The organism is Amycolatopsis sp. MtRt-6 (genome assembly GCF_017308975.1).
Classification (GTDB): domain Bacteria; phylum Actinomycetota; class Actinomycetes; order Mycobacteriales; family Pseudonocardiaceae; genus Amycolatopsis.
In genome coordinates this window covers 47,409-69,154 of the sequence record NZ_JADWPD010000019.1, presented here as the reverse complement: position 1 = coordinate 69,154, position 21,746 = coordinate 47,409, and the positions used below count along the sequence as shown (strand labels likewise).

Below are 21,746 nucleotides of genomic sequence, written 5' to 3'. Positions count from 1 at the left end.
GGCCCGGCCTCACGCCTTCCGGGGGTGGACCTCGGCCTTGCCGCTCAGTCCCGTCCGGAAGTGGGCGGCTAGCTCCTCGCGGAACTCGTCGATGTCACCCTCCAGCGCGACCGCGGCCAGCCTCTCGTGCTCGACGGCCAGCTCGCGCGGGTCGCTGTAGGTCTGGTGATCGACGCTGAGGTAGAGCCGCAGCTTGGCCTCCCAGCCGTTCCAGAGGTTCTGCAGAGCGCCGCTGCCGGAGAGGTCGTAGAAGAGCCGGTGGAAGCCGAGGTGCGCGTCGACGCTGGCCGGGATGTCGTTCTTCGCCAGGGCCTGGTGGAGGTCCTCGACGGTCCGCAGGAACCTCGACCGCTCGGGACCGCGCAGCGCTTCGTAAGCGAGCTCGGCCGCGTACGGCTCGACGAGCAGGCGGATCGCGTCGATCTCGGCGATGTCCTGAGCGCTCACCTCCGCGACGAACGCCCCGCGGTAGGGGATCTTGACGATGAGCCCCTCTTCCTCCAGCTTGGTCAGCGCCTCGCGCAGCGGGGACCGGCTGATGCCGAGGTCCGTGGCGATGTGCGCCTCACGCAGCGGCCCGCCAGGAGGCACGGTCCCGTCGAGGATGGCAGCACGCAGCACGCGGTAGACGCCATCCGGCGTCGTCGTCCGGTCTTCGATCCACTTGAACTTGCGGTCCATTCCCCCGCCGCCCTCCCGATTGTCTTTTGTCGACTATACCGGCCCGGCACGGGCGGACGGGGGCCCCTCGGCGGATTCACCTCGGGGCAAGGCCCCGGCGCGGCGTCAGTTCCCCGTGGGGATCGCGATGTACTTGTACTCCAGGAAGCCGTCCATGCCGGCCCGTCCGCCTTCCCTGCCGAGGCCGGACTGCTTCACACCGCCGAACGGTGCGGCGGGATTGGAGACGACCCCGGTGTTGAGGCCGACCATGCCGCTCTCCAGCCGCTCGCTCACCCGCAGCGCGCGATCGAGATCGCGGGTGAACACGTAACCGACGAGACCCCAGTCGGTGGCGTTGGCGGCGGCGACGACCTCGTCCTCGTCGTCGAACGTGCGCAGCGCCGCCACCGGACCGAAGATCTCCGTCCGCGCGATGGCGGCCCCGGCGGTGATTCCGGTCAGCACGGTCGGCGGGTAGAAGCAGCCGGGGCCGTCGGGCAGTTCGCCGCCCGTGACGAGCTTGGCGCCGTGCCGCACGGCGTCGAGCACGAGCTGGTGGACCTTGCCGCGGCCCGTGTCGTCGATGAGGGGGCCGACGTCGACGCCCGGTTCGGTGCCCACGCCGACGGTGAGGGCTTGCATGCGGCCGGCCAGGCGCGCTGCGAACTCCTCCGCGAGCGAGCTGTGGACGAAGATCCGGTTGGCGGCGGTGCAGGCCTCGCCCATGTTGCGCATCTTCGCCTGCATCGTGCCCTCGACCGCGATGTCCAGGTCGGCGTCGGCGAAGACGATCACGGGTGCGTTGCCGCCCAGTTCCATGGACGCGCGCACGACCGTGTCGGCGCACTGGGCCAGCAGGATCTTGCCGACCTGGGTGGAGCCGGTGAACGAGAGCTTGCGGATCTGCCCGCCGCGCAGCAGAGGCTCGACGACGCCTGCCGCGTCCGAGGTGACGACCACGTTGAGCACGCCGTCGGGCAGCCCGGCCTCGGTGAGGATCGCGGCGAGCGCGAGGGTGGACAGCGGGGTCTGCGGAGCCGGCTTGAGAACCATGGTGCAGCCGGCGGCGACCGCGGGGCCGATCTTGCGGGTCCCCATGGCCAGCGGGAAGTTCCACGGGGTGATGAGCAGACAGGGACCGACGGGCTGACGCAGCACCATCAGGCGGTTCTTGCCGTCCGGGGCGGTCGTCATGCCTCCGTCGACGCGGACGGCCTCTTCGGAGAACCAGCGGAAGAACTCGGCGGCGTAGGCGACCTCACCGCGCGCCTGGTCGAGAGGTTTGCCCATCTCGAGGGTCATCAGCAGGGCGAGTTCCTCGGTGCGGGACACGATGATGTCGTAGGCGCGGCGAAGGATCTCGCTGCGGACGCGGGGTGCGGTCGCGGCCCACCCCGGGGGGGGCCCGCCCGCCGCGTGGGGGGGGCGCCGAGCGTTCTGCGGGGGGGGGGGGGGGGGGGGCCGCCGCCCGGGGGGCGGGCCCGCCCCCCGCCGCTTCGGCGGCGCGCCTGCCGTCGGCGGGCGAGGCGTCGGCGACCAGGCACAGCTCCTCGCCGGTGGCCGGGTCGTCGACGGCCAGGGTGCGGCCGGACTCCGCGTCCTGCCAGGCACCGGCGATGAACAGCTGCTTGGGGACGTCCTTGATCACAGTCGGGCTCATGGGTGCTTCCTCGGAGTTCGGCTTCGGCGGAGTTGGGCGACGACCTCGTCGAGGGGCACGGCGAGCGCCTGCTCGACGTTGCTCCAGTCGTCTTCGGCGTGGGCCAGGAGGTAGTCACGCCGTTGTGGGACACGCTGCGCGCGCCAGTTCGTGATCAGCGCGCGCAGCGTGAGCCGGGCAAGCGCGGCGACGGGCAGGAGCGCGAGTTCCGAATCCTCGACCGGCCGGACGCGCTCGTAGCCCTGCAGGAAGGCGCAGGCGTCCTGCCAGGGGTTCTCCTGGCCGCGGCCGAGCAGGTTGGCCATGGGCACGGCGGGGTCGAAGATCAGGGCGCTGCGCACCGTGTCACCGAAGTCGATGACGCCGGTCACGAACGGCTCGCCGTGCGGGTCGACGACCACGTTGTGCGGGCTGTAGTCACCGTGGATCACCTGTGTTTCCAGGCCGTTCAGGCGCGGTAGGACGAACTCGCCGAACAGCCGGGAGACCTCCCCGGCCAGCCGGCGGTGCCCGGCGTCCGGCGTGTGCGTGACCAGCCCGGCCAGGTGGGGGAAGTGCTTGATGTCCCACGCCAGCCCCCGCCCGCCGGCGGGGTGGGCGAATCCTGCGAGTGCCACGTCGATCCGCCCGAGCATCTCGCCCGCCCCGGCGAGCTGCCGCGCGTCCCGGTTCGCCCCGGCCCAGACCGGGCCGGGGACGAAGCCGAACACCCGCAGGATTCGCGTTCCGTGGCCGTCCCCGCCGACGGCCACGCAGTCGTTCCCGTCGACGGTCAGCCGCACGCGCTGGACCGGCAACGCGGGAGCGGTGGCCTCCAGAAAGCGCATCGCGGCGGTCTGCAGGTCGACGACGCTCTCGTTCTCACCCGGCGGCGACACCTTCACGAGGTGGTCACCGGAGCCGGTCATGAGCCGGAACGTGTCGTCCTTCTCCGTCGCGAGCCGCGCGAGCCGTCCGCGCAGCCGGTAGTGCTGCTCGAGGAGCGTCCCCACCAGCGTCACGTCGACGGGTTCGTGGGCCGACGCCAGTCCGCTTTCGACCATGAGGCGCCTGCCGGGGTCCGCCGGCGGTGAGGTGGTCACGGTGCGTCCCTCCGGTCAGCCGCTACAGCCGGTCCCGGGCGACCTGGGCGAAGGTCTCCAGGAACCGGGTCACGTCAGCGGCGTCGAAGGCCAGCGGAGGGCGGATCTTCAGCACGTTCGCCCCGCGCGCGGTGCCGCTGATGAGCACCCGCCGGTCACGCAGATCGTTGATGACGTCCTCGGCGAGCGCACGGTCGGGTTCGCGCGTCTCCCGGTCCTTCACGAGCTCGACGCCGACGTAGAGGCCGCTGCCGCGGACTTCGGCGACGTACGGCGACTCCCGCGTGATCTCCTCGAGCCCGGCGCGCAGTGCCCTGCCGTTTTCGAGGACCCGCTGCTGCACGTTCTCCCGCTCGAAGACGTCCAGCACCGCGGCCGCCGCCGCCACGGGGATCGAGCTGCCGCCGAAGGTGTTGAAGTAGCGGACGTTGCGCCCGAACTCGTCGGAGACCTCGGGGCGGAAGACCACCCCGGAGACCGGCAGCCCGTTGCCCATCGGCTTGCCCATGGTCACGATGTCCGGCACCACGCCGTGGCGCGCGAAGCCCCACATGGACTCCCCCAGCCTGGCGAACCCGGACTGCACCTCGTCGGCGATGTAGACACCGCCGGCCGCGTGCACCTCCTCGACCACGGCCTTCAGGTAGCCGACCGGGTCGGTGAAGATCCCGTCACTGGTGTGGGCGCAGTCGGTGATCAGGGCGGCGAGCCGGTAGCCGTGGCGCTCGAGGTCGTCGATCGCGCCACGCACCTGCGCACGCATGTGGTCGGCCAGCGTCGACCCCGGCGCGACGAGCCGCGGGTCGGGCGGGTCGATCAGCCTGACGTTCGGCCCCAGCGGCGATCCCGCGCCCAGGTGCGGCGAGAAGCTCGCGACCTCGCTGGTGATGCCGTGGTAGGCCCAGCGGGTCACGATGATCCCGGTGCCGCCGGTGTGGAACCTGGCCACGCGCACCGCGAGGTCGTTGGCCTCCGAGCCGCTGCACGCCACGCTCAGCTTCGACAACTCCGCGGGAAAGGTCGCGAGCAGTCGTTCCGCGTAGTCCACCAGCGAGTCCTGGACGTAGCGCGTGTTGGTGTTGACCGCCGACATCTGCCGGGCGACGGCCGCCACCACGTGCGGGTGCGCGTGCCCGACGCACGGGACGTTGTTGTAGGCGTCGAGGTAGTCGTTGCCGTCGCGGTCGACGAGGTGCGCGCCGTGACCGGAGACGAACTCGACCGGCGTGCGGTAGATGAGGGTGTAGCCGGGTCCCAGCACCTCGGTCCGGCGCCGGATCGTGTCCTGGAGACGGTCGGGGAGCGCATCCAGCACGGCCGGGTCGAAGCGGTTCGGGTAGTTGGCGATCGCCCGGCTCAGTGTCGAAGTCATCGGCCGTCACTTTCCGTCTGGTTCCGCCGGAGTCTCCTCCGCTGGTGGTCTCACCGTACCATTTGTTGTTCCAGTTCCAAACTGAAACTTTTTGGGTGCACATCGTCCCCCGGCGGGACGATGTCACGGGCGGCTCAGAAGGCGGGCGAGGGCCGCTGGTCCGCTTGCGGCGCTTGACAACGTGCGTCGAGCAGCGCCTCCCGCAACCGGGCCTGAGCCAGCGCCAGGCACGAGTGCACCGCGCCACGCGCTGTCGACAGCCCGAGCACCTGCGTGGCGACGGTGACCCGCGGAACGGCGGGAAGACGCTCCTCAAGGCGTTTGCGCACCTCCGGCAGGACTTCCTCGACCAGCGTGCGCAGCCTGCCCACGAGGTAGATCGACTCCGGGTCCAGGGTCACGACGACGGTGGTCACAGCAGTCACCAACGCCGTGGTGAACGCCTCCACCACCGCCGTGCGCGCCTCGTCGTGGTGCGTCTCACCCCAGAGATCGTCGATGCGTTCCAGCCCCAGCCCCTGCTCACGCGCGAACGCGAGCAGGCCTCCCGTGCTCAGCAGGCCGTCGAGAGGTTTGCCGCGCACTCCGGAGAAGAGCACGCCGACGTCACCGAACGACGGAGTGCTCCCGCGCGCCGGCTCGCGATCGGCGCGGCAGGCGAAGCTGAGCATGCTGCTGAGACTGAAGAGTGCGGCGTTCCCGATCGTGACGTCGTCGGTGAGGATGCCCAGCAAAGACGCGTTCGCATCGCTGTCGAGCAGCACCGGAGCGCCGACCAGGTCCGCCAGCGCGCCTTGCAGGCGGGAGCCGGCGAGGTAGGTCATCGACTCCGCCGGGCCGAAGATCTCGCCACCGTCGCGGACCCGGCCGGGCACGGCCACGACGACCTGGCGCAGCGGCCCTGCCGCGGGCCGGCTGGCGCCGGCGACCAGGCCGGCCAGCCAGGCGGCGGCCTTGCCGGCGTCGTCGTGGTTCGCGGTGGGCACGATCACGTGCTGGATTTCGCGTCCTCTCAGGTCGCTCACGAGAACACCGGTGGTCTGCGCACCGAAGCTCACGCCGGCGACGTGCCCGGTGGTGCCGGGAATGTCCAGGCAGGTGGACGGCCGGCCACGACCGGCGACCGCGTCGACCCCGCGGTCCACGACGAAGCCGTCGGCCCGCAGTTCCTCCACCGCCCTCGACACCGTGGCCTTGCTCAGACCCGTCAGCTCGATGAGCTTGTTGCGCGTCATGGGCGCCTCAGCGAGAACGACGTCGAGGACCGACGCTTTGTTGTGGTCGCGCGTGGTCGGGTTGATCGGCACACCGCCACCATAACAAAGGTTTCAGTTTGGAACTGGAATAATAGCTGGTGGCGCCTGCCCGCCGCACAGAACCTGGTTGTCCACCACTGCCACGCCTCCGCCGGTTCGGCAGACCGTCACGAAAGACACTCGGCCGAACCGCCTCGGGCAGGGGGCAGTGCGGCGAGAAGCCACGCGGCCTGGCGGATGGCTTGTGCGGCAGGCCGGTTGCCGTTTTCCGGTGTCAGGTGGTCCGCATCGGCGTAGGGGGATCGGGCCGGGGCAGAGCGGCGATCACGGGTTCCTCGCTACTCGAGCGCGCCGATCATGGCCTCGGCCATGGGGGCGCTGGAGGCCGGGTTCTGGCCGGTGAAGAGGTTCCGGTCCTGCACGTTGTACGCCTGGTACGCCGGTCCCCCGGAATGCTTCGCCCCCTTCTGACGCAGCGTCCCGGCCAGGAGCCACGGAGCGCCTTCCGCGGTGCCGAAGCTCTGCTCCTCTTCGTCGGTGAAGGCCGTCATCTCCCGGCCCGCGAACAGCCATTCGCCGTCTTCGTCCACAGCGGACAGAAGGCCGGCGGGGCCGTGGCAGACGGCGCCGATGATCTTCCCGGCCGCGTCCGCCTCGGTGAGCAGCCGGCCGAGGTCGCGGTCCTGGTAGAGGTCGACCACCGGGCCGTGCCCGCCGGGGATGACCACGGCGGCGTAGTCGTCGATGTCGATTTCGTCCAGCTTGAGCAGCGGACCGAACTCACTCAGCGCCCGCGCGGCGTGCGCCACGTAGTGCGCGCAGTCCGGGCCGGCGATCTCCGGGTCGGCGCTGTGGGCGTCGAGCGGCTGCAGCACGCCGCCCGGGGAAGCGAAGTCGACCGTGAAGCCGGCCCGCACGAACTTCTCGTGGGGCGCGGCGACCTCTTCGGCCCAGTATCCGGTCGGGTACTCCGAGCCGTCGGTGCGCTCCCAGATGCTCGCGGCGGACATGACGATCAGGATCTTGCGCACGATTGTTCCTTCCGGTAACGAGTCGGCGAAGTCGGTGACGCCGGCGGTCTGTGCGGTGGCCTCAAGCGTCGCCCACCGCAAGCCCTTCCGGGGGCCCATCTCGCGCCCTGCGGAGACGCGGTCTTCGGAACCTGGGACTCGCCGGTCCACCCAGGGCCGCGCCGGCTCGGGGGATACTCGACCCGTGCCCAGGACCAACCCGGAACTCGCCGATTTCCTGCGGCGGGCCCGCAGCCAGATCGATCCCGCCCGCGCCGGCCTGCCCCCCGACGGGCGCGTCCGCCGCGTACCCGGCCTCCGCCGCGAAGAAGTCGCCCGCCTCGCCGGCGTGTCCACCGACTACTACGCCCGCCTCGAACAAGGCCGCCGGATCGTTCCCTCCGCCGCCGTCGTCGAAGCCATCGGCCGCGCCCTCGGCCTCGACGCCGCCGGACGCGCCCACCTCGACGACCTCATCGGCCTGACCTCGGCACCGGCCCACCGCCGAGCCCGCGACGTCCAACGCGTCCGCCCCGGCCTCTACCAGCTCCTCGACGCCCTCGACGGCGAGCCCGCCCTCATCCTCGGCCGCCGCACCGACGTCCTCGCCGCCAACCGCATGGCCAAAGCCCTCTTCACCGACTTCGACCAGCTCCCCGCCGCCCACCGCAACTACGCCCGCTGGATGTTCCTCGACGACGGCGCCCGGGCCCTCTTCCTCGACTGGCCCGACCAAGCCCGCGCCGCCGTCGAAAGCCTCCGGTTCGAAGCCGGCCGCCACCCCGACGACCGCGTCACCACCGACCTCGTCACCGAACTGCGCGAACACAGCCGCGAATTCGACCAGTGGTGGGAACAACACCGCGTCCACCAGCGCACCCACGGCTCGAAACGCCTCCGGCACCACCTCGTCGGAGACCTCACCGTCGACTACGAAACCCTCACCCTCCCCGGCGACCCCGAGACCACCCTGTTCGTCTACACCACCGAACCCGGGTCGCCCTCACGCCGAGCCATCGACATCCTGGCCAGCTGGACCGCCACCACCCCCACCTAGCGGGAACGCGGCGTCGAACGCCGAACCGTGGTGCTGCACCACGGACATGTACTGCTCAGCCCACGCTCGCAGGCTCCCCAGTGGCGCGACGAGCGTCGTGCCCAGGCCGGTGAGCCGGTAGTACACCCGCGGCGGCTTGCTCGCCTCGACACGACGACCGACGAGCCCGTCTCGTTCCAGCGCCCGGAGGGTCTGCGCCAGCATCTTCTGCGACACACCGGCCATCCCGCGTTTCAGCTCGCTGAACCGCAGCTCGCCCTCGGCGGCGGCGAGCGTCAGCACCGCCATGGTCGTCCACCGCGACCCCACCCGGTCGAGCAGCTGCCTCGTCGGACACCGAGGATCGAACAGGTCCCCCTGCCGCGAGGCGGTTACCACGGGGTTACCTGGTGCGGGAAAAGTGCCTTCTTCCCCGTTCATCGGGGGTTTCCTACGGTGACCACGTTCCCGACCGTAACCAAGGAGAGTTCCTGTGCGCCAGCTGACCCTGTCCGCTCACCTTCCGGGCGCGACCGTGCACCGGGTACCGATCGACGGGGTCGAACTCGTCGTGGAGACCCTCGGGCAGGGCCCGGCCGTCCTGCTGCTGCACGGCTTTCCGCACACCCGCGCGATCTGGCGCGGTGTCGCGCCCCGGCTGGCGGCGGCCGGGTTCCGGGCCATCGCGCCCGACCTGCACGGGCTGGGCGACAGCACGCCCGCCGTCCGTGGCTACCACGCCTCCGCGATCGCCGCGGACCTGCTCCGGATGCTGGCCGTCCTCGGTGACCGCGAGGCCCACGTCGTCGGCACCGATCTGGGTGTCACGCCGGCCTTCGCCCTGGCGGCATCGTCGCCCGGGCGCGTGAGCAGCCTGACCCTGTCCGAAGGGCTGATCGGGCTCCTGCCCGGTGCCGAGGCCTTCCTGCGGCAGGGGCCGCCGTGGTGGTTCGGCTTCCACCAGGCGCCCGGTGGCCTGGCCGAGGACGTCCTGGAGAGCTCGGCGGAGCGCTACGTCCGCTTCTTCCTCTCCGCCGGCAGCCGCCGGGGTGTGCCGGCGGACCTCACCCGGGTGATCGTCGAGGCCTACCGGGGCAGAACAAGTCTCGGCAACGCCTTCGACCACTACCGCGCGATGCCGGCCACCGCGGAATGGATCGGGAACTGGGCGCGGGACCGGCGGCTGACGACGCCGGCCCTCGCCATCGGCGGTGGCGTGCTCGGCGCGGCCACCGCCCGCCAGCTCGAGCCGATCACCGGCCACCTCGACCAGCACCTGCTCGAAGACTGCGGTCACCTCACCCCGATCGACCAGCCGGACGCCTTCGCCGACCTCCTCGTCGAGCACGCCAGGGCCACCCCGTAGTCCTCCGATCGGTGGATACGGCTTGGCCGTCCGGTGGACCGGGTTTCCACCGCCGGCCTTCGATTCGGTCGATGTGTGCCCGGTGCCGGTGTGGGACGGTGTGCCGGGACGGGAAACCAGCACTTCGCTTGCGGAACCAGGAGTTGTCCGGCATGGGCACCACCGGCGCGAAAGCGTGCGATCATTGCAGGTCGTGAGTGTCGAGGCCGAGTTGCGCGAGGAGTTCTCCCGCTGGGAGCGCAGGGAGACCGCGATCCTGAAAGTGCTCCCGTACCCGCTGCTGGCGGTCAGCGTCGTGCTGCCCCTGCTGCAGCCGCTGTGGAACGCGGAGGTCCAGCTTCCGGCGGTGCTCGGGCTCTCGGCCCTGCTCACGGCGTGGGTCGTCTGGTTCCACACGTTCCACCCGGAGTCGCACCGCAACGCGCCCTTGATGGGCCTGTACTACACGGGGCTCGTGGTGTTGACCGCCTTCCTGGTGCTGCTCACGCCCTGGTTCGGCTTCTTCGCCTTCATCGGCTACGTGCACGCCTTCCAGTACCTGAAGGGCCGGTGGCGGTACGTCGGCGTGGCCGTCACGTCCGCGGTCTCGGCGGTCTCCTACGTGGGAGGGGCCGACGGCATCACGGCCGACCAGTGGTGGAAGTGGCCCGCCGTCAGCGTGCTCACCACGGTGATGGCCACGGTGGCCTTCCACGCCGACGTGATGTCCGACCGGCGCAATCACCGGCAGAAGCGGGCGCTGGTCGAGCTGCACAAGACCAACGCCGAGCTGGAGAACGCTTTGGCGGAGAACGCGGGCCTGCACGCCCAGCTGCTGGCGCAGGCCCGCGAGGCCGGCGTGCTCGCCGAGCGGCAGCGGATGGCGCGGGAGATCCACGACACCCTCGCGCAGGGACTGGCCGGTATCCTCACCCAGCTCCAGGCCGCCGAGCAGGCGACGGACGAACCGGCGGTGTCGCGCCGGCACGTGGCGAACGCGATGGACCTGGCCCGCGACAGCCTCACCGAGGCCCGCCGGACGGTGCACGCGGTGGGACCGTCCGCACTGGCGCAGGCCCGCCTCCCGGACGCGATCGGCGACGTGGCCGAGCGCTGGTCGAAGCTGAACCGCGTCGAGGCGGTGCTGACCACGACCGGCGACGCCCGGCCGATGCACACCGACGTCGAGGTGACACTGCTGCGGACCGCGCAGGAGGCGCTCACCAACGTCGCCAAGCACGCGGGGGCCAACCGGGTCTCCCTGACCCTGTCGTACATGGAGGACCTGGTGACGCTCGACGTGCTGGACGACGGAGTGGGTTTCCGGCCCGGCGCCGAGCGTGCCGGCGGTTCCGAGGACGGGGGCTTCGGGCTCGCCGGCATGCGGCAGCGGGTGCAGCTGCTCGCCGGGCGGCTGGACGTCGAGTCCGAGCCGGGCGGGGGCACCGCGATCACGGTGACGGTGCCGGCGATCCCCGCCGGGAGCGAAAGTTGATCTCCCTGCTGATCGTCGACGACCACCCGGTGGTGCGGGACGGGCTGCGCGGCATGTTCGGCGCCGATCCACGTTTCGAGGTGGTCGGCGAAGCCGGTGACGGTGCGGAAGCGGTCTCGGCCGCGGAGCGCCTCCGCCCCGACGTGATCCTCATGGACCTGCGGATGCCCGGGACCGACGGGGTCGCCGCCATCAAGGAGCTGGCGAAGCGCGGGGTGCCGGCACGGGTGCTGGTGCTCACCACGTACGACACGGACAGCCACGTGCTGCCGGCCATCGAAGCCGGCGCCACCGGCTACTTGCTCAAGGAGGCGCCGAGGGCGGAGCTCGTCCGCGCGGTGGAGGCCGCGGCACACGGACAGGCGGTGCTTTCCCCCGCCATCGCGACCCGGCTCCTGGGACAGGTGCGCAAGCCGGCCCAGGCACCGCTGTCACAGCGCGAACTGGAAGTGCTGGAGCTGATCGCCCAGGGCTCGACGAACCGCGAAGCGGCGAAGCGGCTCTTCATCAGCGAAACGACGGTCAAGACGCACCTGCTGCACGTGTACGCGAAGCTGGGCGTCAACGACCGGGCAGCCGCCGTCGCCGCCGCGTTTTCCCGCGGCTACCTGGCGCCGCGAGACTGACACACCGATCACCGCATCCTCCGAACGAAGGAGGCGATGCGGACCGTTGTGCCGACGCGCCGGGCCGGGGCGCCACGGGATTCTCGATCCGTCGGAAACGGATCGGGAAGGGACGGCGGCATGCCGGTCATCGAGGTCGAGCACCTCCACAAGCGGTACGGGGACAAGGTCGCGGTCGACGACGTTTCGTTCGACGTCGAGCGCGGGGAGATCTTCGGCATCCTGGGCCCGAACGGCGCGGGCAAGACGACGACCGTGGAGTGCCTGGAAGGGCTCCGGGTGCCCGACGGCGGGAGGCTGTCGGTGCTGGGGCTCGACCCGCGCCGCGACCGCGCCGAGCTGCGCCAGCGCGTCGGCGTCCAGCTCCAGGAGAGCCGGCTGCAGGACAAGCTGCGGGTCGGCGAGCTGCTCGACCTCTACGCCGCGTTCTACCGGACGCCGGCCGATCCCGGCGAGCTGCTGGCCACGCTCGGCCTGACCGAGCACCGGAACACCGCGTACAAGAAGCTGTCCGGGGGCCAGCAGCAGCGGTTGTCCATCGCGCTCGCGCTCGTCGGGAGCCCGGAGCTGGCGGTGCTCGACGAGCTCACGACCGGCCTCGACCCGCAGGCCCGCCGCGACACGTGGGACCTCATCGAGACCGTGCGCGCCAAGGGCGTGACCATCCTGCTGGTCACCCACTTCATGGAAGAAGCCGAACGGCTCTGCGACCGGATCGCCGTCGTCGACGCCGGCCGCGTCGTCGCCCTCGACTCGCCGGCCGGGCTGATCGCCGGGGTGACCGACAAGCAGGTCGTGCGGTTCCGGCCGTCGGCGCCGCTCGACCCCGGCGCGCTCGAAGCGCTGGCGGATGTCCGCCGCGTCGAACGGCGCGGCGAGCAGTTCGTCGTCAGCGGCCACGGCAACGTGCTCCACGCGGTGACGTCGCTGCTGGCCCGGCGGGGAGTGATCGCCGGGGACCTGCGCGTCGAGCAGGCCGGCCTCGACGACGCGTTCGCGGCCCTGACCGGCCACCGGCCGGAATGAGGGGGAAACCATGTCCGTCCTGACCAAGCTGACCACCGCCGAGGCGAAGGTGTTCCTGCGGGACCCGGGCGCGCCGGCCATCGTCGTCGGCATCCCGCTCGCGCTGCTGCTGGTGTTCGGGCTGCTGCCCGGGGTGAACGAGCCGGACCCCGAGTTCGGCGGGCACAGCGTACTGGCCACCTTCATCGCGCCGATGGCCATCACGATCCTGCTGGCCATGCTGGCGCTCACGCTGTTCCCGGCCGCGATGGGCACCTACCGCGAAAAGGGCCTGCTGAAGCGGCTTTCCGCCAGTCCCGTGCCGCCGAGCCTGCTGCTCGCCGCGCAGCTGCTGGTGAACCTCGCCGCCGCCGTCGCCGTGGTCGTGCTGATCGCCGGGGTCGGAGGCCTCGCGCTCGGCATCCCGTTGCCGGGCAACCCGGGCGGTTTCCTGCTGTCACTCGTGCTCGGGGCCGTCGCGCTGTTCTCCGTCGGCCTGCTGGTGGCAGCCCTGGCCCCGACCGGCCGCGCGGCCAGTGGCATCGGGAGCGCGCTGTTCTTCCCGATGCTCGCGCTGGGCGGGGTGTGGGTGCCGAAGGAGAAGCTGCCGGTCTTCCTGCAGCACGTCGCCGACGTCCTGCCACTGGGCGGCACGCTCAACGCGCTGCGCGCCACCTGGGCCGGCGACGCCCCGGAGCTGCTGCAGCTCGGCGCGATGGCGGTGTTCGCCATCGGCTGCTCGACGATCGCGGCGCGGGTGTTCCGATGGGAGTGACGACCGCGCCCGCCCCCGCCCGGCTCCACCCGGTCGCCGTGAAGCCGGTGGCGGTCGTGATGGGGGTGCTGGCGATCCCGTTGCTGCTGACGGCGAACCGCTACGGCTACTTCGGCGACGAGCTGTACTTCCTGGCCGCCGGACGGCACCTCGCCTGGGGATACGTCGACCAGCCGCCGCTGCTTCCGTTGCTGGCCCAGGCGATGGACGCGCTCGGGCACTCGCCGTTCGTGCTGCGGATCCCGGCGATGCTGGCCATGCTCGCCGGAATCGCGCTCACCGCGCTGATCGCCCGCGAGCTGGGCGGCGGCGGGAAAGCCCAGACGCTCGCCGCGGCCACCTTCGGCGTGTCGTCGCTGTTCCTGGCGGGCGGGCACTACCTCGCCACGTCCACAGTGGACCCGCTTTTGTGGACACTGGTGCTGTGGCTGCTGGTCCGCTGGCTGCGCACCCGCGCCGACGGCCTGCTCGTCTGGGCCGGCGTCGTCACGGCGATCGCGCTGTACACGAAGTTCCTCATCGCCGGCTTCTGGCTCGCCGCCGGTGTCGCGGTCCTCGTGTGCGGACCACGGGAACTGCTGCGCCGGCCCGGGTTGTGGCTCGGCGCGGCGATCGCCGCGGTGGCGCTGGTGCCGACGCTGCTGTGGCAGGCCACGCACGGCTGGCCGCAGCTGGGCATGGGCGCGGCGATCTCGGCGGAAGTCGAAGACACCTGGGGCGGCCGGCTGACGTTCGTGCCGGGGGCACTGTTCGTCGCCGGCCTCCCGGTCGGCGCCGTCCTGCTCTGCTACGGCCTGTGGCGGCTCTTGCGCAACCGGGAACTCCGCTTCCTCGGCTGGACGGTGGTGCTGCTGACCGTGGTGTTCCTGGCGGTGAACGGCCGGCTCTACTACCTCGCCGGGCTGTACCCGGTGTGCTGGGCCATGGCCGCGGTCGCGCTCGAACGGGGAGAGCCGGCGCGCTGGTGGCGGTGGATCACGACCTGGCCGTGCTACGTGCTGTCCGCGTTGCTCGTCCTGCCCCTCACGTTGCCGATCTGGCCGCGGGCGTGGCTGACCGAGCACCCGTCGCTGCCGTCCCCGCCGCTGGCCTACGCCGAGATCGGCTGGCCGGAGGCCGCCCGCTCGGTGGCCGGCGCGTTCGCGCGGCTGCCCGAGCGGGCTCGGACCGCGGTGGTGACCGAGACCTACTGGGAAGCGAGCGCGCTCGACCGCTACGGCCGCGACCTCGGCCTGCCGGAGCCGGCCAGTGGCAACCGCGGGTACGCGACGCTGGTCGTGCCGTCCGAGGAGATGACGGACGTGCTGTTCGTGGGCGCCGACCCGCGGCCGCTGCTCGGGCACTTCGCCGAGCTGCGGCCGATCGGGAAAGTCGACACCGGCGCCGCGAAACCGAGCTACTTCGACGGCGTGCCGTTGTGGCTCGCGAGCGGCCGGACCGAGCCGTGGTCCGCGCTGTGGCCGAAGCTGGTGAACACCCGCGCATGAGCCACCGCCCCGGTGCGGTGTTCCTACCGAGCAATGCCCGCGGTACGCCGGAGATCCAGGAGGTGCCGCGCCAGCTCGGCGACCGTGGGCCGGTCGAAGACGACGGTGGCGGGCAGGTCGATGCCCGACAACCCGGCGAGGCGGGTGCGCAGCTCGATCACGGTGAGGGAATCGAACCCGAGTTCCGGGAACGGGTGGTCGTCGGCGATCACGGCGGCGTCCGGGTGGCCCAGGACCGCCGCGACCTCCGCTCGCAGCAGCTCACGCAGCTCCGGCTCGGCCGGGTTCTCCGGCCAGCTCTGCCGCGCCGCGGGCAAGCGGGCGGACGAACCGGCGGTCGGCGGTGCCAGCGGCGCCGCCGGGTCGAACCGGACGGGCACCAGCACGGGTTCGGCCGAGCCGAGCGCGGCGTCGAACAGCGCCAAGCCCTGCTCGGCCGTCAGCCCTTCCACGCCGGACGCGCGGATCCGCCGCCGGGCCGTGGCCGAGATCCGGTCGCCCAGACCGGTGCCCAGCTCCCACAGCCCCCACGCCAGCGACAACGCCGGCCGTCCGGCCGCGCGGCGGCGGCACGCCAGCGCGTCCAGCACCCGGTTCGCGGCCGCGTAGTTCGCCTGCCCGGCCTTGCCGAACACGCCGGCAACCGAGGAAAACAGGATGAAGGCCGTCAAGGGCAGATCCCGGGTCACCTCGTCGAGGACCAGCGCCGCGTCCGCCTTGGGGCGCAGCACCGCGTCCAGGCGTTCCGGCGTCTGGGCCGCCAGGACACCGTCGTCGACCACGGCCGCGCTGTGCACGACCGCCGTCAACGGCGGATCGCAGCTGCCGGCCAGCCGCGCCACGGTGGCCCGATCCGCGACGTCGGCCGCGACGATCCGCACGTCCGCGCCCAGTGACCGCAGGGACGCGAGCAGTTCGCCGGCTCCGGGTGCCGCCGGCCCGCTGCGGCTCACCAGCAGGAGGTGCCGGACGTCGTGCGCGGTGACGAGGTGCCGGGCCAGCAGGGCGCCGAGGGCCCCCGTCCCGCCGGTGATCAGCACCGTCCCGGACGGGTCGACCGGCTGCGCCGGCGCCGGGGCGGCGCGGGTGATCCGCAGCGCGTGCGGCACGCCGTCGCGGACGGCGACCTGCGGCTCCGCGCTGCCGCCGGCGAGGTCCGCGGCCCGCGCCGCGGGGAACCCCGGTTCGAGGTCGACCAGGCCGATCCGGCCCGGGTGTTCCGCCGCGGCCGCGCAGCCCAGGCCCCACGCCGCCGCGGCGGCCGGGTCGGGGTCGGGGCCGGTCGCGTTGCGGGTGACGAGGAGCAGCCGGTCGCCGCTGCCCTGCCAGTCCTGCAGCACAGTGAGCGCGTGCCCGGCCGCCGCGCGCACGTCACCCGGCGTGATTTCGACGGTCCGGACCGGTTCGGTGGCCGCCACCGGCGACATTGGAATCCACTGTGGACGGTAGAGCATCGTGTCGGGCGCCGCCATCGGCCGGGTCGTCAGCGATTCGACCACCGCCACCGGGTTCCCGGCTTCGTCGTACAGCGTGACGCGGACCGCGCCGGAGCCGAGGCGGACACCGTGCACCCGGGCCCGCCGGGCACCGGGCGCGTAGACCTCGACCCCGCTCCAGAGGAACGGCACCCGCGGCTGCGCCGCCGGCCCCTCGGCGAGCGCGGTCGCGTGCACGGCCGCGTCCAGCAGGACCGGGTGCAGCTCGAACCGGCCCCCGGCGCCCGGCGGCACCTCGACCTCGGCGAAGAACTCGGCATCGCGCGCCCACAACCGTCGCACGGCTCGGAAAGCCGGTCCGTAGGCGTGCCCGCGGTAGGCCTCGGCGACGTCGGCTTCCGCGGCCCCGGCCGGCGGCCACTCCCCGCTCCAGCCGGACGGCCGCGGACCGCGCGGGCGCAGCTTCCCGCCGGCGTGCTTCCGCCAGTGCTTCTCGTCGCGCCCCCGGGCGTAGACGTCGATCCTCGGCTCGTCCACCACGACCTGGACGTGGACGTCCTCGGTGCCGAGGCGCAGCGGGGCTTCGATCGCGAGTTCCCCGACGGCCGCGCCACCGGCGTGCAGGGCCAGCTCGGCGAACACCGTCCCGGGCACCAGCACGGATCCGCCGACGACGTGGTCGGCGAGCCACCGGTGGCGGCGGACGCCGAGCGAGCCGCCGTGGACCACCCGCGGCGAGCCGGGCGCCTCGAGCGCGGGGCCGAGCACGGCGTGGTCGCCGCCATCCTGTTCCGGGGCCGGCTGGTCCAGCCAGTACCGGGTGCGCTTGAACGGGTACGTGGGCAGCGGCGTGATCCGCGCGCCCGAGCCGGCGAACACCGCGGGCCAGTCCACCCGGCCGCCGGCCGTGTGCACCGCGCCCGCCGCGGCCAGCATCCCGGAGTCCGACTTCGTGGCCGTCACGACCGGCATGACGCCGGCGGCCAGGCGGCCGAGCACCGGAGCCGGGCCGATCTCGAGGCCGACGGCCGGACCGGGCGCCGCCGCCGTGGCGAGCGCGTCGGCGAACCGCACGGTCGAGCGGGCGTGCCGGCGCCAATGGCCGGGTTCGATCTCCTCGACCGGTTCTCCGGTCACGCAGGAGACGAGCGGAAGCACGGGACGGTGGTGCCGCAGACCGGCGGCGACCTCGTGGAACTCGTCGAGCATCGGCTCCAGCAGCGGCGAATGGAAGGCGTGGCTGACGCGCAGCAGCGTCCCGCCGCCGAAGCGATCGGCGAGTGCCGTCGTCGCGGCCCTCTCCCCGGAGAGCACCACCGAACGCGGCCCGTTGACCGCGGCGACGGCCACCGCGTCGCCCACGTGCGGGACCACCTCCGCCTCGGTGGCCTCGACGGCGATCATCACCCCGCCGCCGGGCAGCGCGGCCATGAGCCGGCCGCGCGCCGCCACGAGCGTCGCCGCGTCCGCCAGCGTCAGCACGCCGGCGACGTGCGCGGCGGTGATCTCCCCGATCGAGTGGCCCAGCAGGACGTCCGGGCGCAGGCCCCACGACTCGAACAGCCGGTACTGCGCGACGCCGAAGGCGAACAACGCGGCTTGGGCGTGGTCGGTGCGGTCCAGCGCTTCCCCGCCGGAGAAGGCGATGGCGCGCACATTGCCCCCCAGGGCTTCGCACGCCTCGTCGAAGGCGTCGGCGAACACCGGGAACTGCTCGGCCAGGTCCCGGCCCATCCCGGCCCGCTGCGCGCCCTGCCCGCCGAACAGCACGGCCAGCCGGGTTCCACTTCGGACGGTCCGGCCGGGCACGCGCCCTTCGGCAACGGCTCGCAGGGCCTCCCGGTTCGCCGCGGGCACCAGCACGCGGTGGGCCAGAGGCGTCCGCCGGGCCAGGGTGTAGGCGACGTCGACGGTGTCGGGCGCTTCGGCCAACCCGGCCGCGACGAGCCGGAGGGCGTCGCCGTCCGCGGCGCTGAGCAACCAGGGCGCCGCGGGGAACGGCCGCCGCGCCGGCGCCTCCGACCGCGGTGCCTCCTCGACGATCACGTGGGCGTTGGTGCCGCCGATCCCGAACGCCGACACGCCCGCCCGGCGGACCCGGTCCGTCCGCGGCCACGGCCGGCCCTCCGCCAGCAGCGCCACCCCGCCGGCCGGCCAGTCGACGTGCGGGCTCGGCTCGTCCGCGTGCAGCGACGGCGGCAGGTGCTCGTGCTGCAACGCCGTCACCGCCTTGATCACGCCGGCGATCCCGGCCGCGGCCTGGGTGTGGCCGATGTTCGACTTCACCGAGCCCAGCCACAGCGGCTCCCGGCGCGGGCCACGCCCGTACGCCGCCATCAGCGCGTCCGCTTCGATCGGGTCGCCCAGCGGCGTTCCCGTCCCGTGCCCTTCGACGGCGTCGACGTCCGCGGCGGCCAGTCCCGCGTCCGCGAGCGCCGCCGCGATCAGCGCCTGCTGGGCGCGTCCGCTGGGCGCGGTCAGGCCGTTCGACGCGCCGTCGGCGTTCACCGCGCTGCCGCGCAGCACCGCCAGCACCGGGTGCCCGTGCCGGCGGGCGTCGGACAGCCGTTCGAGCAGGATCACCCCGGCGCCCTCGGACCACGCCGTGCCGTCCGCTCCGGCCGCGTAGGACCGGCAGCGGCCGTCCGGTGAGAGGCCACGCTGCCGGCTGAAGGCCAGGAACGTCCGCGGGGTGGCCATCACGGTGGCCCCGCCGGCGAGGGCGAGCGAACACTCGCCTTCGCGCAGCGCCTTCACCGCGAGGTGCAGCGCGACCAGCGACGACGAGCAGGCCGTGTCGACGGTGAGGGCCGGTCCGGTGAGCCTGAAGGTGTAGGAGATCCGGCCCGAGGCCACCGCGTGCGAGGAGCCGATGCCCAGCCACGCCTCGAGTTCGTGGGGAGTGGTGAACCGGCTCGCGTAGTCCTCGTGCATCACGCCGACGAACACGCCCGTGTCGCTGCCGCGCAGCGCGGCGACGTCGAGGCCCGCCCGTTCGAACGCCTCCCAGGACGTCTCCAGCAGCAACCGCTGCTGCGGGTCGGTGGCCAGGGCTTCCCGCGGGGAGATGCCGAACATCCCGGGGTCGAAGTCCGCGAACCCGTCGAGGAACCCGCCGCGGCGGGTCACCGAGTGCCCGATCCGGTCCGGATCCGGGTCGTACAGCCCCGCCACGTCCCAGCCGCGATCGGCGGGGAATTCCCCGGTCGCGTCCACCCGGTCCGCCACGAGCCGCCACAGGTCCTCCGGCGAACGCACCCCGCCGGGAAACCGGCACGCCATCGCCACGACGGCGATCGGTTCCGCGGACGGCGCCTTCTCCGGTCGCGCCGGCACCGCCGGGCCCGCCGAGCGCAGCCGCGTCAGCTCGGCGATCACCGCGCCCGGCGTGGGGAAGTCGTAGATCAGCGAGTGCGGGACGGGCACGCCGGTCAGCGCGGTGATCCGGTGCCGGAACTGCACGCCGGCCAGGGAGGACAAGCCGAGGTCGGTGAAGGGCCGGTCCCGCCAGCCGTCGCCGCCGTCGTGTCCGCAGAGGGCCGTCAGCTCGGCCCGCACCACCGCGGCGAGATCCGGCTGTTTCAGGGCGTTCCGCTTCGGTTTGCCCGACGCCGTCCGCGGGATCGAGCCGACTTCGACGTAGGCCACCGGAACTTTGTGCAGGGAAAGCCGGCTCAGACAGCGGCGACGCAGCTCTTCGGCGTCGAAGCCGTCCGGCCCGGCGACCACGAAGGCCACCGGCACCTGCCCGACGACGTCGTCGGGCCGGCCGGTCACGAGGACGTCCCGCACCGAAGGGGACTCTTCCAGCACCGCCTCGATCTCGGTCGGGTGGACGTTCTGGCCACCGCAGACGATCACGTCGTCGACCCGGCCGTCGAGCACCAGCCGGCCGCCTTCGAACCGGCCGGCGTCGCCCATGCGGTACCAGCCGTCCCGCACCGGCGACCCGGTCTGCCCGTGGTAGCCCAGCATCAGTCCCGGGCCGCGGACGAGCACCTCCCCCGCGTCGATCCGGACCTCCATGCCGGGCACCGGGACCAGTCCCGGCTCACCGGGCCGCTCCACCGCGACCTTTCCCGTTTCGGTGCTCCCGTAGCCGTCGAGCAGCGGAAGGCCGAACAGCTCCCGGACCGCGGCGCGGGTCGCCGGCGTGCACGGCGCGCCGCCGGTCAAGCACAATCTCGGCGGGGTCACCGGGCCGTCGGCCTCCTGCCGGAGCCGGAGGTAGGTGGCCGGCACCCCGGCGAGCACGCAGCCCGGGTACTCGGCGAGCAGGTCCGGCGAGCAGCCGTCGGCGAGGCGGGTGTGGGCGCCGAGCGCGATCGTGGTGGTGAAGGCGAGCGACAGGGCGTAGGCGTGATGGAGCGGCAGCGGCCACACGACGGTGTCACCGGCTTCGATCCCGTAGACGGGGGCGTAGCAGGCGGCGGCCGACCACAGCATCGCCCGCTGCGAAAGGCGAACGCCCTTCGGCCGTCCGGTGGTCCCGGAGGTGTAGAGCAGCCAAGCCGGCTCGTCCAGCCCGAGGTCGTCCCGCGGCGATCCCGCGGCCGGCGGTGGGTCCTCGACGAGGAGCACCCGCAGCCCCAGCCGTGCTCCCAGCTCGGCGTGCCGCGCCTCGGTGATCAGGAGCGTCGCCCCCGAGTCTTCGGCCAGGTGGGCCAGCTCGGCCTCGGTCGACCGCGCGCTCACCGGCACCCCGACGGCCGCCGCGCGCAGCACCGCCAGCAGGGCGACGACGAACTCGACCCGGTTGCCGACGTGGACCAGCACGCGATCGCCTCGGGAGACGTCGAGGCCGGTGGCCAGATCGGCACTGGCGCGGGCCAGCTCACCGTAGGTCAGCGTCCGCCGGCCGTCGGAGTAGGCAGGGCGTTCCGCGGGATGCGCGGACAACGCCGTCAGCAGCGGCCTGATGAACTCGGTTCGGATTTCCTCCACTGCTCCGGGTATACCGCAATCACCGCGGCTTCGTGCCGGGCCGCTCGCGCCGCAGCTCAGCCGGGGCTCGCTCCGGACGCAACCCCACGCCGACGAGATACACCGCCAACGTCCTCAGGACCGGCAGCCACTGTGCCGCGGTCATGAGCCGGCCCGCCGGATCCGGGCGAGGTCGGCTTTCCGCACCGCGCCCCCGCCGCAGCCGCCCGGCCGGCCCGGTCGCGGATGAAGAACCTGAACTCGTTGACGAGGACGACGACCGCAGCGTCCTGGCTGTGCTCGAGTATCCGAACCGCTGACCGGCGCGTGCCGGGTTGCGGCCTTCCCACATCCGCTGCGGGATTCTCGAACCGTTGGACAGGGTATTGTCCCCCGGGGCCGCGGCTTTCCGCTGCTGCGGTTGCCGGTCCGGTCAGCCGGCCATGGCCAGTGTGACACCGGCCGCCGGCATGGCAAAGCGCGCGATTGTCTTCGCCGCCGTGTCTCGACCCCCAGCTGATTCGTTCGGCGCTTCGTGTGTCAGCCCCAGCCTAGCAGTGGGCCGCGTCGCCCGC

General features: G+C 72.8%; 14 protein-coding genes and 1 pseudogene. 7 read left to right on the top strand and 8 right to left on the bottom strand.

Annotation, left to right across the window (positions count from 1 at the left end):
• Window positions 1-9 precede the first annotated feature (9 nt).
• From I4Q55_RS28800 to I4Q55_RS28775, 6 genes and pseudogenes are all read right to left on the bottom strand, one after another.
• Entirely contained in the window at window positions 10-681 is a 672-nt protein-coding gene (locus I4Q55_RS28800; protein ID WP_206791956.1) for a GntR family transcriptional regulator, read from the bottom strand.
• Window positions 682-786: 105 nt separating this feature from the next.
• Window positions 787-2,323, bottom strand: a pseudogene (locus tag I4Q55_RS28795) (NAD-dependent succinate-semialdehyde dehydrogenase).
• Complete coding sequence (locus tag I4Q55_RS28790) at window positions 2,320-3,405, bottom strand: phosphotransferase (protein WP_307793334.1); 1,086 nt, start codon at window positions 3,403-3,405, stop codon at window positions 2,320-2,322. The pseudogene I4Q55_RS28795 and the gene I4Q55_RS28790 overlap by 4 nt, the downstream one beginning before the upstream one ends.
• Window positions 3,406-3,427: 22 nt before the next feature.
• Window positions 3,428-4,777 carry an aspartate aminotransferase family protein gene (locus I4Q55_RS28785; RefSeq protein ID WP_206791955.1) on the bottom strand — a complete coding sequence of 450 codons (1,350 nt, stop codon included), beginning with the start codon at window positions 4,775-4,777 and terminating at the stop codon, window positions 3,428-3,430.
• 134 nt (window positions 4,778-4,911) lie between these two features.
• The gene (locus I4Q55_RS28780; protein ID WP_206791954.1) at window positions 4,912-6,084 is read right to left on the bottom strand and encodes an ROK family transcriptional regulator; all 1,173 of its coding nucleotides are present in this window, start codon (window positions 6,082-6,084) and stop codon (window positions 4,912-4,914) included.
• A 287-nt stretch (window positions 6,085-6,371) separates the two neighbouring features.
• On the bottom strand, window positions 6,372-7,064 hold the full coding sequence (locus I4Q55_RS28775) for a type 1 glutamine amidotransferase domain-containing protein (protein ID WP_307793333.1): 693 nt from the start codon (window positions 7,062-7,064) through the stop codon (window positions 6,372-6,374).
• 184 nt (window positions 7,065-7,248) lie between these two features.
• Here I4Q55_RS28775 and I4Q55_RS28770 point away from each other — a divergent pair, with 184 nt between their 5' ends.
• Window positions 7,249-8,100, top strand: coding sequence for a helix-turn-helix transcriptional regulator (locus I4Q55_RS28770; protein ID WP_307793332.1), 852 nt, complete (start codon window positions 7,249-7,251; stop codon window positions 8,098-8,100).
• Here I4Q55_RS28770 and I4Q55_RS28765 read toward each other — a convergent pair.
• A complete protein-coding gene (locus I4Q55_RS28765) occupies window positions 8,047-8,409 on the bottom strand; it encodes a winged helix-turn-helix transcriptional regulator (protein WP_374194498.1) in 363 nt (120 codons plus the stop codon). The genes I4Q55_RS28770 and I4Q55_RS28765 overlap by 54 nt on opposite strands.
• Window positions 8,410-8,572: 163 nt before the next feature.
• Here I4Q55_RS28765 and I4Q55_RS28760 point away from each other — a divergent pair, with 163 nt between their 5' ends.
• The 6 genes from I4Q55_RS28760 (at window position 8,573) to I4Q55_RS28735 (ending at window position 14,812) form a co-directional block, all read left to right on the top strand.
• Window positions 8,573-9,445, top strand: a complete 873-nt coding sequence (locus I4Q55_RS28760) for an alpha/beta hydrolase (protein WP_307793331.1) — start codon at window positions 8,573-8,575, stop codon at window positions 9,443-9,445.
• A gap of 193 nt (window positions 9,446-9,638) precedes the next feature.
• Window positions 9,639-10,919 (top strand): sensor histidine kinase, encoded by a 1,281-nt coding sequence (locus I4Q55_RS28755; protein WP_206791951.1) that lies wholly within the window; start codon window positions 9,639-9,641, stop codon window positions 10,917-10,919.
• Complete coding sequence (locus I4Q55_RS28750) at window positions 10,916-11,545, top strand: response regulator transcription factor (protein WP_206791950.1); 630 nt, start codon at window positions 10,916-10,918, stop codon at window positions 11,543-11,545. Before I4Q55_RS28755 ends, I4Q55_RS28750 begins: the two co-directional genes overlap by 4 nt.
• Before the next feature lie 120 nt (window positions 11,546-11,665).
• Window positions 11,666-12,571, top strand: a complete 906-nt coding sequence (locus I4Q55_RS28745; protein ID WP_206791949.1) for an ABC transporter ATP-binding protein — start codon at window positions 11,666-11,668, stop codon at window positions 12,569-12,571.
• Window positions 12,572-12,581: 10 nt separating this feature from the next.
• Complete coding sequence (locus I4Q55_RS28740; protein ID WP_206791948.1) at window positions 12,582-13,325, top strand: ABC transporter permease; 744 nt, start codon at window positions 12,582-12,584, stop codon at window positions 13,323-13,325.
• Window positions 13,316-14,812: a glycosyltransferase family 39 protein gene (locus I4Q55_RS28735; RefSeq protein WP_206791946.1), complete on the top strand. Its 1,497-nt coding sequence runs from the start codon at window positions 13,316-13,318 to the stop codon at window positions 14,810-14,812. The genes I4Q55_RS28740 and I4Q55_RS28735 overlap by 10 nt, the downstream gene beginning before the upstream one ends.
• 23 nt (window positions 14,813-14,835) lie before the next feature.
• Here the strand turns inward: I4Q55_RS28735 and I4Q55_RS28730 are convergent, their stop codons facing one another.
• A complete protein-coding gene (locus I4Q55_RS28730; protein ID WP_206791945.1) occupies window positions 14,836-21,192 on the bottom strand; it encodes a beta-ketoacyl synthase N-terminal-like domain-containing protein in 6,357 nt (2,118 codons plus the stop codon).
• Between the last annotated feature and the right edge of the window lie 554 nt (window positions 21,193-21,746).

Bases quoted from the DNA above. Each gene is read 5' to 3' on its own strand.
- I4Q55_RS28800 (WP_206791956.1), bottom strand. From the start codon at position 681: ATGGACCGCAAGTTCAAGTGGATCGAAGACCGGACGACGACGCCGGAT.
- I4Q55_RS28740 (WP_206791948.1), top strand. From the start codon at position 12,582: ATGTCCGTCCTGACCAAGCTGACCACCGCCGAGGCGAAGGTGTTCCTG.
- I4Q55_RS28785 (WP_206791955.1), bottom strand. From the start codon at position 4,777: ATGACTTCGACACTGAGCCGGGCGATCGCCAACTACCCGAACCGCTTC.
- I4Q55_RS28735 (WP_206791946.1), top strand. From the start codon at position 13,316: ATGGGAGTGACGACCGCGCCCGCCCCCGCCCGGCTCCACCCGGTCGCC.
- I4Q55_RS28745 (WP_206791949.1), top strand. From the start codon at position 11,666: ATGCCGGTCATCGAGGTCGAGCACCTCCACAAGCGGTACGGGGACAAG.